Below are 11,808 nucleotides of genomic sequence, written 5' to 3'. Positions count from 1 at the left end.
CCTTTATTCGAATTGATAGACAGTTGAGAAATCAATATCCCGAGCCACAATGATATTGATACGTTGACCGATTTTTGAGTAGCCAGTGGGCTTGATTTTGATACTCTCTTCCAACACTAACGCAGCCATATCATTAGCATTGTCAGTTGAATTATCGTAGGTCACATTGCTGTTAGAATTTTTCGCATGATTAGCGATCGCGGAAAATGCATCATCTAAGAAGCTCAATAACACCGCGCCACCAAAGCGCTGCATATAATGATGGTCAACCCAAGCTTGAGAGCCAGCCGCCCCAAGCCGCCCAGCGCCTAATGAGTCAAGCTTGATAGAAATACCGTTAACCGTTTCAATATCTGCCCATGTGGTAAACAAACGGGACTTGCCTTGCTCCATTGCCACTTGTTGACGGCCACTGATAAGCGAGCCGCGCTCAACTAATAACGCCGCGCCATTGGCACTGTAGACGTCCTGAATTACGCGACACGTCACAAACCCCTCATAATCTGAAATGATTTGGGTATAAAGGGCGCAAGGAATAGAGGAGCCATGCATCAATAAAAAATCTAACCCATTACGTCCCCGAGAAGCCGCGCTCCCATTAGCAAAAGCGGCCACCGTATAACGATTATCCGCTTCTCCTTGTTGAGATAATTGGACGTTGCCCGTTCCCAGTTTCAGCATGACAGTGTTATCCATTTTCCGCTGCTCTGGTGTGAGTTCGTCCCTGTTATTGCTAACCTCACGAACAGGTGGCGTCGGGGGCGGAGGGGTATCTTTTACGGTGCCTTGTGTCGATAGGTTTTTACCTATTTGGGTATTGGCTCTTTCGGCGGCCAAGGCTGCAAGACGGGCTTTTTCTATTCGTTTTCTCTCGTTATCTGCTTTGATTTTTTTCTCTCTTTCTTTTTTTGCGTTAAAAGCATCAAAAAACGCATCATTATTGTCTGTTTTACTGACTTTAACGGAAGTCACTGCGGTGTTACTGGCAATCTCTTGCTCTTGGCTCTCATCTTTACCCGCTATCGCTTTCACAACAAAAAAGATGGCAATAAAGATGACGGCAATCGATACCAGAACAAAAATCATAAACGCCACTTTTTTATCTTTTTTGGTACGGCCACCAATATTCAAATCTGCGCGGTCTAAATCATCATTACCTTCATATGCATTAGGAATATCACTCATCTTTAATCCCTCTCTTTGCTTTGTTACTGGTCGCTTTGTGGTTGTAACCACTGTATTTCACTCTATCGGAACTTAATCCCAGCACCCTTTCCCCCAGTCTTAAACGGTACTCATTAGCCACACTGCGAATAACCATCGTATCCTGATTAAAGTGATAATTTATTAAGGACTCTTTGCCATCGCTACCAATCTGATATGCAACAGGAAGTTCGGCGTTTTCTGTGAATTTAAGGCACGTAAAACGGCCATCATCCCACATGTACTGTGGCGCTAATTCCGCATCTCCCCACTTCAAGTAGTCAAAATTTTGCGCTCCATCACTGCATGGGATTTTTAATGCATAATCACTGGCTGTTTTTGGCTTTTTGTATTCGAGTTTGACAATGTAGTGCGGTCGCCAGCGTGTGACCAAATCAAACGAATAAGTTCGGCCTTTATCACTGACGATGGTCAAATTGGTATCAGGGTTTTTAGCAGTAGGCTTAAGAAAAATATTGTTGCCACGAACGCTAAAACCCCAAGCCTTTGCATCACCAATACCTAAACCTGAATCACTCTGTGAAATGGTTTCATTTTCATCTAACTGAATGAGCGTTGTTGTTCCCATCTTAGTGTGAATAACGATGACGTCTTTAGGGTTGTATTGCACTGTAGCAATGCGTTTATCATAGCCCTCTGTTTTCGGTGTGACCTTGGCAACAACAGAGAACGCCGCGCATAATGCGAATGTCATAATCAATATTCTCATTGTATGTTCACCTTATCTTCTCTGTATGACGTCACCATAAAGCCCAAGGGATTAAGCATCCTGTCCTCTTCGGTCTCGATAGTGGCTTGATAATTGAAGGTGATTGTTGCTATCCATTTTGTCGGCTTAAAGCTCGTGGCTATCTCGCCATCGTTGGCGATCACTTTTCGGGTAAAATGAACTTGCGCTAAAATACTGTCTTGGGAAGATGACGGCAGAAATGACACACTCACATCTTTAATTAAGATAGATCTCATTTCACCAAAGATTTCAAGTGGAGAATCCTTTGCTTTAATGGCTCTAGAATAGACGTTAAACACTTTGTCATTAGACATGGTTTCAACGATATTGTAATTGTGTTGAATGGTTTCCCAGTCATAACCGTTACGCTCAATCACAAAGCGGGTTATCCAGTATTTATCAAGCACCTCTCCGTAAGTGACCGTTTGGGCATCGGACATAGGCTTTAACGTTTGTGCGATGCCCGTTTGTGGGTCAATAATGGTTAGGTGGTTTTCAACCCGCTTAAGCGGTGTTAATCCCATGACTGCGCCCACGGCCAATATAGCGATAACCCCAAACGCCCCAGCGACTCTCCAAGCTTTTTTAGCCGATGATTTAGCGATTGCGACACGGTCATTTTCAAACTCTTTAATTTCTTTTAAATAACGGTCTGCCGCAGTTTTATCCGCCTTGTTTGTTTTCTTTTGAATATTGATTTTATTTTCATCAAAAGCTGGATTGATAACATTACCCATTATTACACTCCCTCTTTTTTGTACAATTCAATTAAATAAACAACAGGCGGATTTACATTTGATTTATCACCCTCTGGTTCAACGGGTTTTGGAATAGAGCTACAAGCAGACAATACTATGGCGGCAACAAAAAACAATAATTTGTTCATTACATGGTTTCCATTGATTATGATTTAATAAAAACAGAATACTGAATATGCCGACAACGAAAAAAACGGCATAATAAAAATCAAAAGTTAATACCTTTCAAAAATATCGGCTAAAGAAGAAAAAATGAACTTTAAAAATTCTATTACTATGGCGGCAACAAAAGAATACCCCAAAGAATGAGTCATAAAAATTAAAATCCCATCAAATTCCAATTCAACATTAAATAATGTGTGCCCTGAAAAATACACAAGTAAGGATATTAAAGATAAAAAAATGGATAAAGCTACTTAACTCTATTTCAGCACCTTGAACCATCCCTTCAATATCTCCCATGCTTTTACTAGTTGAATAATCACTCATAATATTTCCTTATCTATAATTTAAAGTTTATTAACAACCAGCCGTATCTAATTTGATAGATAAACTGGTATTGTAATTGGTGGTACATGTTTATATTGAGCAGCGCATGATGAAAGGCACAGCATCACCACGGCGACTAATATATATCGACTCATAATTAATTAACCTAATTTGAAATTAAGGCTTAGTATTTACATACTCCATCAAGCCTTGGGTTTTATTTAACGGACTATCCTGCTGATATTTTCCCTTTGCCTATTCCAAATATTTTACCCGCTCCTTTTGTTGTTTTTGCTATCCCCTTCCCTGCCAGACCTGCGCCCTTACCGAACAACCCCGCCCCTTTGGAACCCGTTCTACCCAATGAGTTGAGAGAACCAACCAACCCACTGATACCCACCCCACCACTTAAACTTGAGCAAAATGAGGGTATTTGTAATGATGCTAGTATGAGTCCGATATAAATAATTAAAGCAAAACCCGACATGGCAAAGCTGGGCGTTCTAGATAAAAACCCAAAATTTAAAATCGCATGAAAAAGAGAAAACGCCAAAGGATAGACCAATGTCAATAATGCATAATTAAAACACTGCCCCGTCCACGCTTGAAAATATGAACGTGTGGAGGGGAATATTGACATCATTAAAAAAATTGGCCCGATGATTAATAAGAAACTCATCATTATTTTAGCGACCAAAAGATAAATAAACGAGATAGCAATAAAAGGGATCGCACCAATTAATATCATAATAATCGACAACCATTTTATAGCCCATTTTTGCCAACTAACCGAACTCGTCCAATCTAATGAAGTTCTTTCTATCATAGCGGTAATTCTATCCATTGTTTCTGAAAACATAACCTGAATAGTGTTTGTAGCCGCACCACCTCCTGTAATTTGACTAGCTATATCATCACCAATATTTAAAAGGATAGGGGCTAGCGTATCGATATAATACGTTGCAGATAAAGCAATAGATGAAACCAACGCCAACTTAATGATAAAGTTAACTGACTCCATAACCATTAGGTTCTGACTGTCATATAAAGCCTTATAAGACAAGACCACAGCATATAACACTATGCAAGCGCCCAGAAGCGGTTTAATTACATCTATCAGTTTAATCGTTATATTAGCAATATTATCATTTATTGCTATATCAACTAAATTAAAAATGCTTTCAAACATAATTAAAGCCTTATTGCTTTATAAAATTAAGCTCATCTGAACTACCTATAAGCTCTTTAAGTTCAATTTTATCATTGGCCTCAATTGCCTTTATACAATTAGGGAACTTACGCGGGCTTTCAAGGTATTTGCAATGCTCAACTGTTTCATTCATTACATCTTGATTTTGCATGTAATACTCAACTGTTTTATTTTCAGATGTATCAAGCAATGGGCTAGTGTCAGAGCAAGCGCTTAGTAACAATATAAAAATGAGTGTAATATATTTCATTTATTCGTCCTTTAATAATGGTGTTGGTTATCTAAATTCATCTGGCATGGTTAAAAACTCATCTAGCTCATTTCTTTCTCTAATTTCACTTTCAATTTGTGATTGCTCACTCATCAAGACTGTTAGTGATTTCATCATCTCCTTATCGTTTTCTATCTGAGTTTGCTGCAATGTAATTGCGTTCGCTAAATCCTCCTTTACTGCTGGGTTGGTTGCACTGGTGAATTGTGCCATTAAACTTTGCAATTGATTATTACGATTAATTGTTGCATCGTAGTATTTTTGTTGAGCGTTAAGCTGCCTTAACTTAGTATCATACTGAGCTTGCAAAGACGGGTTATCTGAGCGTAGGCCATACTTATCACGTAAACTGTCCAACTCGCCTATATCGTCATAAATATCTCGCCATTCATCAAGATTCATAAACTGATTAAGGTTTGGGTCATTAATTAAGTCTTCAAAATTATAATGGCCTTGTACCATATCCCGATAATGCTCACCTTGATTTTTCAGTTCCAGTAAACGGTTTCGGGCTTCACTAATTTGCTGCTCAAACTCTATCCCTGTCTGTAAACTGTCTATTACCATTTGCATGATTGAAGCAACATCAACAACAGGGATACCCGTTGCCTGAACCGTGGGCGCGGTAGCACTCATTGACAGCGCGAGAGTGGCTACTAAAAGTTGTTTCTTCATATTGACCCATCCTTGATAAGCGCTTGTAATGTTGGCACCCAAACATCGACGTTATAATCTTGTCCAACAAATGCTTTCTCACACGCATGAACAACGTCATCACCCCTTACGATAACACCACCAATAACAACGCTCATATCAGGAGAATGACTATATTCAACTTTCATTTTTTCACATAACCCCCGCACATCAATAACAGAGATACCCGTTGCCTGAACCATTGGCGTGATAGCACTTGATAGCGCTAATGTGGCTGCTAAAAGTCGTTTTTTCATATTGCCCCATCCTTGATAAGTGCTTGTAATTTTGGAATCCAAACATCGGGATTGTTGCCGTATTCAGCCCTTATTTTTTCACATGCATAAATAACATCATCTGAGCCTGAGATAATCGGTAAAAACTCATCAAATCCGAACAAATCCAACTTCGCTAAACAACTTACATTTGATTGCTTAATAAGAAATGTTCTTGATGCCTTATCGAGCGCTTTAACCTTGTCAAACTCTCCCTTAGTCAGATTACAGCGCTGATATGCATCATATTCAGCGTCAGGATTAGGTAAAAATATCTTTGTGGCCGTTTGCTGAACAATAGCTGGGAATATTTCACAGTTAATCGCATCCTCTGGGGATTGAGACCCCAACACCATGAACTCATTTTTTAAGCGTCCAGCCTTTAATATACGTTTCATTTGCACTTGAGTAAGCGGAAAGTTAGCTGGCATCCAAAATTCCTCTACCATCGTCATCATGAGACGCCCTTCTTGTTGCATGAGGTCTTTTAAAAAGAACAATACACCAAGGATGGCTTCACTTGCAGGATGCGCTTTACCGCTACCGTCAACCTCTAACAGCATGGTTGCATCAAATCCGACTCTATCCATTATCGAAGGGTTGAAAGTATTAATGGGACTATCTAAACACCACCCAAATTTTCCTCCATCATCTCGAGACCACTTTGAAAGTCTAATCTTCAAATCACTAGGAGGTATCGATTGTAGCAACGTTGATATTCCCCTTTGATGCAACTCATTGACCATTAAAGCGTTAATGGCATTTTTAATAATGAGTTCATCGTCAGCCGTTATAAGTCCTTTTTCATCCGCCCCAATGCGACACACTAAGTTATTTAAAAAACTTCTTAGCGTGGGTGTATCATCCAACTGAAAAGGGTTTAATCCTGTATCAACCCCCTCTCGCACAACAAAATACTCACCACCAAATGCTCGCATGTACAACTCAGTTGAACGGTTATAATCAATACAAAAAATTTGCGGATTAAAGCGAGTAAAGAAACCCGTAATTACCGCTGAAAGGGTCGTCTTTCCTGTGCCAGACGCACCTGTTAATAGTGTGTGTCCAGCAAGCTTTTGTCCTGTCACATCCTTATTAGAATCAGACGCATGACAATTGAAGTGAAATAGGCCATCTGACGCCGTTTTTAACGGGATAATCGCCGAGCCGTCCCCAATCGGATTGCCTTTCTCCTTTCCTCTGGAATAGTTATGTAAAGACCAACCACAAGCAAGGTTCGTTGTGGTTCGAGGGCTTGGCATCACTCTCTTGTTAGACGCTGGTAGCATACTCAAAAAGCTAAACAGGGATTTTAAGTTCGAGCGCTTAAGCATGGTGTCTCGCGCCATGAACTCACCGTCTAAATCTGAACTATCATCCATTACCCTTTTTGGCGTATCACCAAAAACCGCTAAAGAAGCATGATAATCACCAAAGCTGATTTCCGATGTTGCCACATAATCCCTTGCGGCCTGTAGCTCTTCAATTTCATGGTCGGCACTATCAGAGCCAGAACTAATTAAATTGATTTGCTTATCAATTAACTTCATGGCTGCATGAGATTTCATTAATACAATAGACTGAGTTAATACAAACTCACATTGTTGCTTCAAAATAAAATCCCACATCCCTAGCTTAGTGGTACTTGGGTAGCCGCTTATTTCAAAAAAAGTCGCATACCTTGATGTTTGACTATTCGCATGACGAATTTCCGATAAGTCATAACCAAAGTGCCAATCACTATTATTGATGACATTAACGACTTTATTAGACGTTATGGGAATTGGTTGCACTTTTCCATTCATTAAATAAGATAAAAACTCAGCAGGTTCAACACGCCTAGTTTCATCATTGAAGGATAAAACAGAACAATCAAACCGCTTTAACGCAGATACAGACTGCTTAAGCAATTCTTCCATATCTGCCTCACCATCAAGCAAGTTATCGTACTTAAGCACGAAAGTAAGATAGTAATCGGTTTTAAAAAAGCGTTGCCCCTCAAATGATTCAAGATACTTTTTTGAAAAACTACTCATGAAAGGATCGTCAAATTGATATTGTGCTTGAAGCTTATCCTTGCGCTTAATGATATGTGTCCAAAGCGCGAGCTTAGACCCGTGAAGCTTTGAAAGCTGATTAAAAAAACCTTTCACCAATAAAAATGCTTGCTCCAATACGGCTGTAGACTCTGATTCAAAGGGCATCCCATTTAAACAAACTGTTGCCATGAGTTTTGAGTCATCAAGCGATATCATCTGGTGATTAATCGGGTACCCGTATTTAGGTAACTGGTTAATTAGCTCGATTGTTTTTAAACCATTCGCGGACATGGTTTTTTCTCCTTGTCTGACTATCATCAGACGAATTGAACGAAATAACACTTGCCTTACAGCGGAGGCGGAACAACCCCCCCTTGATATCCCAACTGACTGCTTCCATTGCTCTTGAATCGCTTTCACATTTGAACTTGATGATAAACAATACAATGCAGAGCATTAGTGGAGTAATTAACCCTTTAGCCAGACCAAATAATATCACCCCACCAAAACCAGTAACCATAATGAGACAGGCAAATATGAGTAGCGTAGTGATGGGTATTCCCATTGTTAGCGCTTTTCTAGCTAATGCGTTATAGCTAGCATATTTCTGTTCATCTTCCATGCTTAGGTTCCCCAAATACCCCATGCCCATGTTGCACCCACAACCGCGCCCCCTGCAATAGCAACCTTACCGAACGCCGTTAATACATCAGCCCATTGCTGCTTGTCCATCATGGCCATACCAATTTGATATATCATAAAAATTAAGCAGAAAATAAAAGAGATCCCATATAACCACGTTTGAATTTCTGTTACCTCTGTTGTTGCATCTGCAAGCCCGCCCGCGATAACTGGATTGCTAAGCAACATAAAGGTAAACACGATTGTGAAAAAGAACTTAAGTTTATTCATTGTTAATTTCCTATTTAGTTAGAGAAATCACCAAATACATCCCATGCCTCAACAGTGTGTTGCTGGCTTTTTACATCGGATTCGGTTGTTGTATTTAAAAAGGTTTTTTCGTCGCTAGGACTTAACTGCATAGGGGTTTGAGTATCAGATAGAAAGTTTTTAGCCCGATAACATGCATATGCTCCTTGCATCACATCTTGGGTATAATCACTTTTCTTTGTTGCGCTTAAACAATTAGATAGAAGCTTTGCTCCTGCATTAATGTTTTTACACACATTAAATACAGTGGCGTTATCGAGTCCAACATCATAAAAATTACTGCTATGGATTTTCATTATTCCGGCATTGAAACCAATCCCTTTCGAACTTAATTTGTCTATTATGGTTGTGGCCTCTCCTTCTGTGTTTGCTTGTTGTTCAATGGTGTTATTGATAGCGCTAATTTCATATGGATTATTAGTAATAAGACCGAGTAGTAACTGTGGATTGACAACATCCTGGCAATCTATAAGCAATTGCGTCATGACAGCAATATCGAGAACAGCTACCTTTGCAAACGCCTTGATATACTCTGAAACCATAATTTTTCCCTAAAAATAAACCTAACAAGTACAACTCCATTGTGGTTATTACGGCTAACCTTCGGGTATCGCTAAGTGGTGTGGTGTTATAAACATTTCAGGCGTATCTTCCACGGTGATAATTCTGCCCTCATGAGCTGCCACACTCATTATTGTTTTACCGCGCCTAGCGCTACCAAGCACTAGAGTATTTTCATTAACCTTCAAAGCTTCGTTTAAAGCAACCTCAGAAGTCTTTGATTGATGGTATTCACATGAGTAGAACGGCTAACTTTATTCAAAAACATTCTCCCTAATGATGTACTGGTCTCAGTTATGTTATGCTTATAAATCAAGCACAAAACGGTTTCTATCCTTCAAAAAAAATCAGTGACTTGGTTGCTCCTTAAGCTGTTTCAGCTTTAATTTTTTAAAATGCTCCGTGATCACAAATGCCGCCTCCTTTCGCTTACTGCGATGATTTTTCTTAGCGGAACTCGCTAACGCTTTGTTGGTTTCCTCCCCAATTTCAATATTCATATGGGTGAAACGGTTAAATTTTGCCAAAATACCACCTCCTTTGTTACGAATGTTAAAAGTAAACCTAAAAATAATTTGTTAAATTTGCTAAACTCATATCACACAAACATGAACTTAACATTAATCACTACGGTGATTAATAATCAGTGTAGTGATTAATGTTAATTTGTCAACATTAACATTAAACATTTTGGAAACATTTTTTTGGGTTTTACACATGAAATTAGATATACGATTGATTTTGGCCAATAATTTAGATTCACTAATGAGGCAGAAACGTTTAGGGCAGATAGACGTAGAAAAAATATCCATGAATCATGGTTACATAAGTCAAAACACTATTAGTACTTATTTGAGAAAGGAAGGTAAATTAACCGATCCTAAATTAACAAAAATCGATACTCTAGCTTCTTGTTTTGATCTCAGTCCGAGTGAGTTACTTGATCCTAACCTAGGAAGATATGACTTGTCGAAAATGACAGATGAGACTTTAAACGAACTTGTAATAAATGCAATCGAATTACTTTGTGACGCAGATGCAATAAAGGAAAGTGAAATAGATACAGCTTTCCTGATTGCGAAAAAGTTACCTAATGCTATAAAAGCTAATATAGAAAGCGAGCAAGAAACTAAACAACCTATAAAAAAGACCTTAACATCAAGATTACTTAATTATTTCAATAAAAATCGTGACTCCAACGCTAACTAAAAACCTATCAGTGTCTAGTCATGAGGCGTGAGAACCAACGGTGCAAAACGTACCATTGGGTTCTGTTCCCCATTTGATTGATAACATTTTAATCATATTTGTTAATATAATCTTCAATGTTTCTCTTCCATCTATTTATACTTTTGAGTTTCACCTTAGACTCTGGCATTAAGTTAATCCCCTTTCTATCCATAATAAGAGAGTGGGCATTAAACGGCTGATTATAAAGCACAAAAGCATTACCTTTAAAAAAATCCTTAAGCATTTTAAATATATAAATGTTTACCAAAAACATTAGAAATGATACTAAAACTAACATATAACGTACACCTTAGTATTTCGGTTTTGAAAAGGCGATTTTAAAAGAAACCATGATCACTACTACAGGTATGATGTTTAAAAAGAATACCCCCCATTGATAAAACATTGCCAGAATGTCAGTTCCAAAAACAAACCTGTCTGCATACCTCATAACTTGAATTAAAGATAAAAATGAAATAACTACTGCAATCATTTTGCTATACGGTGTTACAGCTAACTGATATTTTTTCATCATTTTCCATATAAAAAAAAGCATTATAGAATAGAAAAAAACCCATGTTAAATACCACAAATGCTGTAAAATTTCAGGGTTACCGTAAATTTTAAATAAATATTTATATAATTGAGAGATCCTTTCCATCACAAAATTACCAGAAGTCCATGACGTCAAAGCTATAGTTGTAGCATTTAAGCCCGTTACAATCCAAAGGGCAACACAAAACATGACAGCTACTATAGTCTCTGTATTCTCAGCGTAAAAAACAAAATCACCCCAAAGCATTATTATCCTCCCAGATAAATACTAAAATACTTAAAGGGTTAAAGCTCTACCCCGCCACCTCCCCCTAATGGCCCCATATCTCCCATACTTTCATCATCACTATACGACACAATTTTACTACCTTTAGATAGGTAAGCTGTATTTACCTTTACCAAATTGACATTACGGACGTGAGTTATCATCACTTGCTCACCAATCACATCTTGCACATAGTCAAAAGTTGCGTTCATATCCATTATATTCATTCCTTCTGTAAAGATAGTTAACTGTCAGTAACACTTTCAAAAGCCGAAAAGAACTAGGCTTAACGGCTAAAAAAAACACAGCAAATATCACACAAAAAAAACAAACTATCAACATTTAAAACACTTATGTTGATGATATTTTTAATTTCTTGCTATTGGAGGCTTCCAACCTTAACACTCTCAAAGTAACTATCTGGAAGTGTCTTTTTCAGTCGGGAAAGATAATTACTCTAACAAAGTAGATATCTACTTTGATATCTACTTTGATATCTACTTTGATATCTACTTTGATATCTACTTTGATATCTACTTTGATATCTACTTTGATAT

Annotated in this window: 18 protein-coding genes; 1 reads left to right on the top strand and 17 read right to left on the bottom strand. The window is 38.2% G+C overall.

The window, feature by feature from the left end; all coding sequences use genetic code 11:
- Nucleotides 1-3 precede the first annotated feature (3 nt).
- From Q0976_RS21565 to Q0976_RS21500, 14 genes are all read right to left on the bottom strand, one after another.
- The gene (locus Q0976_RS21565) at nucleotides 4-1,185 is read right to left on the bottom strand and encodes a TrbI/VirB10 family protein (protein WP_299496368.1); all 1,182 of its coding nucleotides are present in this window, start codon (nucleotides 1,183-1,185) and stop codon (nucleotides 4-6) included.
- The gene (locus tag Q0976_RS21560; protein ID WP_299496364.1) at nucleotides 1,178-1,933 is read right to left on the bottom strand and encodes a TrbG/VirB9 family P-type conjugative transfer protein; all 756 of its coding nucleotides are present in this window, start codon (nucleotides 1,931-1,933) and stop codon (nucleotides 1,178-1,180) included. Before Q0976_RS21560 ends, Q0976_RS21565 begins: the two co-directional genes overlap by 8 nt.
- The gene (locus tag Q0976_RS21555; RefSeq protein ID WP_299496361.1) at nucleotides 1,930-2,691 is read right to left on the bottom strand and encodes a virB8 family protein; all 762 of its coding nucleotides are present in this window, start codon (nucleotides 2,689-2,691) and stop codon (nucleotides 1,930-1,932) included. The genes Q0976_RS21560 and Q0976_RS21555 overlap by 4 nt, the downstream gene beginning before the upstream one ends.
- Before the next feature lie 2 nt (nucleotides 2,692-2,693).
- Nucleotides 2,694-2,840: a hypothetical protein gene (locus Q0976_RS21550; protein WP_299496358.1), complete on the bottom strand. Its 147-nt coding sequence runs from the start codon at nucleotides 2,838-2,840 to the stop codon at nucleotides 2,694-2,696.
- Between the two features lie 220 nt (nucleotides 2,841-3,060).
- Nucleotides 3,061-3,201 carry a hypothetical protein gene (locus Q0976_RS21545; RefSeq protein ID WP_299496355.1) on the bottom strand — a complete coding sequence of 47 codons (141 nt, stop codon included), beginning with the start codon at nucleotides 3,199-3,201 and terminating at the stop codon, nucleotides 3,061-3,063.
- Between the two features lie 229 nt (nucleotides 3,202-3,430).
- Nucleotides 3,431-4,390 carry a type IV secretion system protein gene (locus Q0976_RS21540; protein ID WP_299496352.1) on the bottom strand — a complete coding sequence of 320 codons (960 nt, stop codon included), beginning with the start codon at nucleotides 4,388-4,390 and terminating at the stop codon, nucleotides 3,431-3,433.
- 10 nt (nucleotides 4,391-4,400) lie between these two features.
- Complete coding sequence (locus Q0976_RS21535) at nucleotides 4,401-4,661, bottom strand: EexN family lipoprotein (RefSeq protein WP_299496349.1); 261 nt, start codon at nucleotides 4,659-4,661, stop codon at nucleotides 4,401-4,403.
- 27 nt (nucleotides 4,662-4,688) lie between these two features.
- Complete coding sequence (locus tag Q0976_RS21530) at nucleotides 4,689-5,357, bottom strand: type IV secretion system protein (RefSeq protein ID WP_299496346.1); 669 nt, start codon at nucleotides 5,355-5,357, stop codon at nucleotides 4,689-4,691.
- A complete protein-coding gene (locus Q0976_RS21525) occupies nucleotides 5,354-5,632 on the bottom strand; it encodes a hypothetical protein (protein WP_299496343.1) in 279 nt (92 codons plus the stop codon). The genes Q0976_RS21530 and Q0976_RS21525 overlap by 4 nt, the downstream gene beginning before the upstream one ends.
- Nucleotides 5,629-7,980 carry a hypothetical protein gene (locus Q0976_RS21520; RefSeq protein WP_299496340.1) on the bottom strand — a complete coding sequence of 784 codons (2,352 nt, stop codon included), beginning with the start codon at nucleotides 7,978-7,980 and terminating at the stop codon, nucleotides 5,629-5,631. Before Q0976_RS21520 ends, Q0976_RS21525 begins: the two co-directional genes overlap by 4 nt.
- Nucleotides 7,943-8,311 carry a VirB3 family type IV secretion system protein gene (locus Q0976_RS21515; protein ID WP_299496337.1) on the bottom strand — a complete coding sequence of 123 codons (369 nt, stop codon included), beginning with the start codon at nucleotides 8,309-8,311 and terminating at the stop codon, nucleotides 7,943-7,945. Before Q0976_RS21515 ends, Q0976_RS21520 begins: the two co-directional genes overlap by 38 nt.
- A gap of 2 nt (nucleotides 8,312-8,313) precedes the next feature.
- Nucleotides 8,314-8,601 (bottom strand): hypothetical protein, encoded by a 288-nt coding sequence (locus Q0976_RS21510; protein WP_299496334.1) that lies wholly within the window; start codon nucleotides 8,599-8,601, stop codon nucleotides 8,314-8,316.
- A 14-nt stretch (nucleotides 8,602-8,615) separates the two neighbouring features.
- Nucleotides 8,616-9,182 carry a transglycosylase SLT domain-containing protein gene (locus Q0976_RS21505; protein WP_299496330.1) on the bottom strand — a complete coding sequence of 189 codons (567 nt, stop codon included), beginning with the start codon at nucleotides 9,180-9,182 and terminating at the stop codon, nucleotides 8,616-8,618.
- Between the two features lie 366 nt (nucleotides 9,183-9,548).
- The gene (locus Q0976_RS21500) at nucleotides 9,549-9,728 is read right to left on the bottom strand and encodes a TraY domain-containing protein (protein ID WP_299496327.1); all 180 of its coding nucleotides are present in this window, start codon (nucleotides 9,726-9,728) and stop codon (nucleotides 9,549-9,551) included.
- Between the two features lie 190 nt (nucleotides 9,729-9,918).
- Between Q0976_RS21500 and Q0976_RS21495 the strand changes: the two genes are divergently transcribed.
- A complete protein-coding gene (locus Q0976_RS21495; protein WP_299496324.1) occupies nucleotides 9,919-10,410 on the top strand; it encodes a hypothetical protein in 492 nt (163 codons plus the stop codon).
- A gap of 88 nt (nucleotides 10,411-10,498) precedes the next feature.
- On the opposite strand, the gene Q0976_RS21490 is transcribed toward Q0976_RS21495, so the two are convergent.
- The 3 genes from Q0976_RS21490 to Q0976_RS21480 are packed head-to-tail and all read right to left on the bottom strand — an operon-like array spanning nucleotide 10,499 to nucleotide 11,469.
- Complete coding sequence (locus Q0976_RS21490; RefSeq protein ID WP_299496322.1) at nucleotides 10,499-10,729, bottom strand: hypothetical protein; 231 nt, start codon at nucleotides 10,727-10,729, stop codon at nucleotides 10,499-10,501.
- Nucleotides 10,730-10,741: 12 nt separating this feature from the next.
- Nucleotides 10,742-11,233 carry a hypothetical protein gene (locus Q0976_RS21485; protein WP_299496320.1) on the bottom strand — a complete coding sequence of 164 codons (492 nt, stop codon included), beginning with the start codon at nucleotides 11,231-11,233 and terminating at the stop codon, nucleotides 10,742-10,744.
- Nucleotides 11,234-11,271: 38 nt separating this feature from the next.
- Complete coding sequence (locus Q0976_RS21480) at nucleotides 11,272-11,469, bottom strand: hypothetical protein (RefSeq protein ID WP_299496318.1); 198 nt, start codon at nucleotides 11,467-11,469, stop codon at nucleotides 11,272-11,274.
- Between the last annotated feature and the right edge of the window lie 339 nt (nucleotides 11,470-11,808).

Origin of the sequence: uncultured Shewanella sp., assembly GCF_947501665.1 — a bacterium.
GTDB lineage: Bacteria > Pseudomonadota > Gammaproteobacteria > Enterobacterales > Shewanellaceae > Shewanella.
This window is presented reverse-complemented; position numbering and strand designations above follow the sequence as displayed.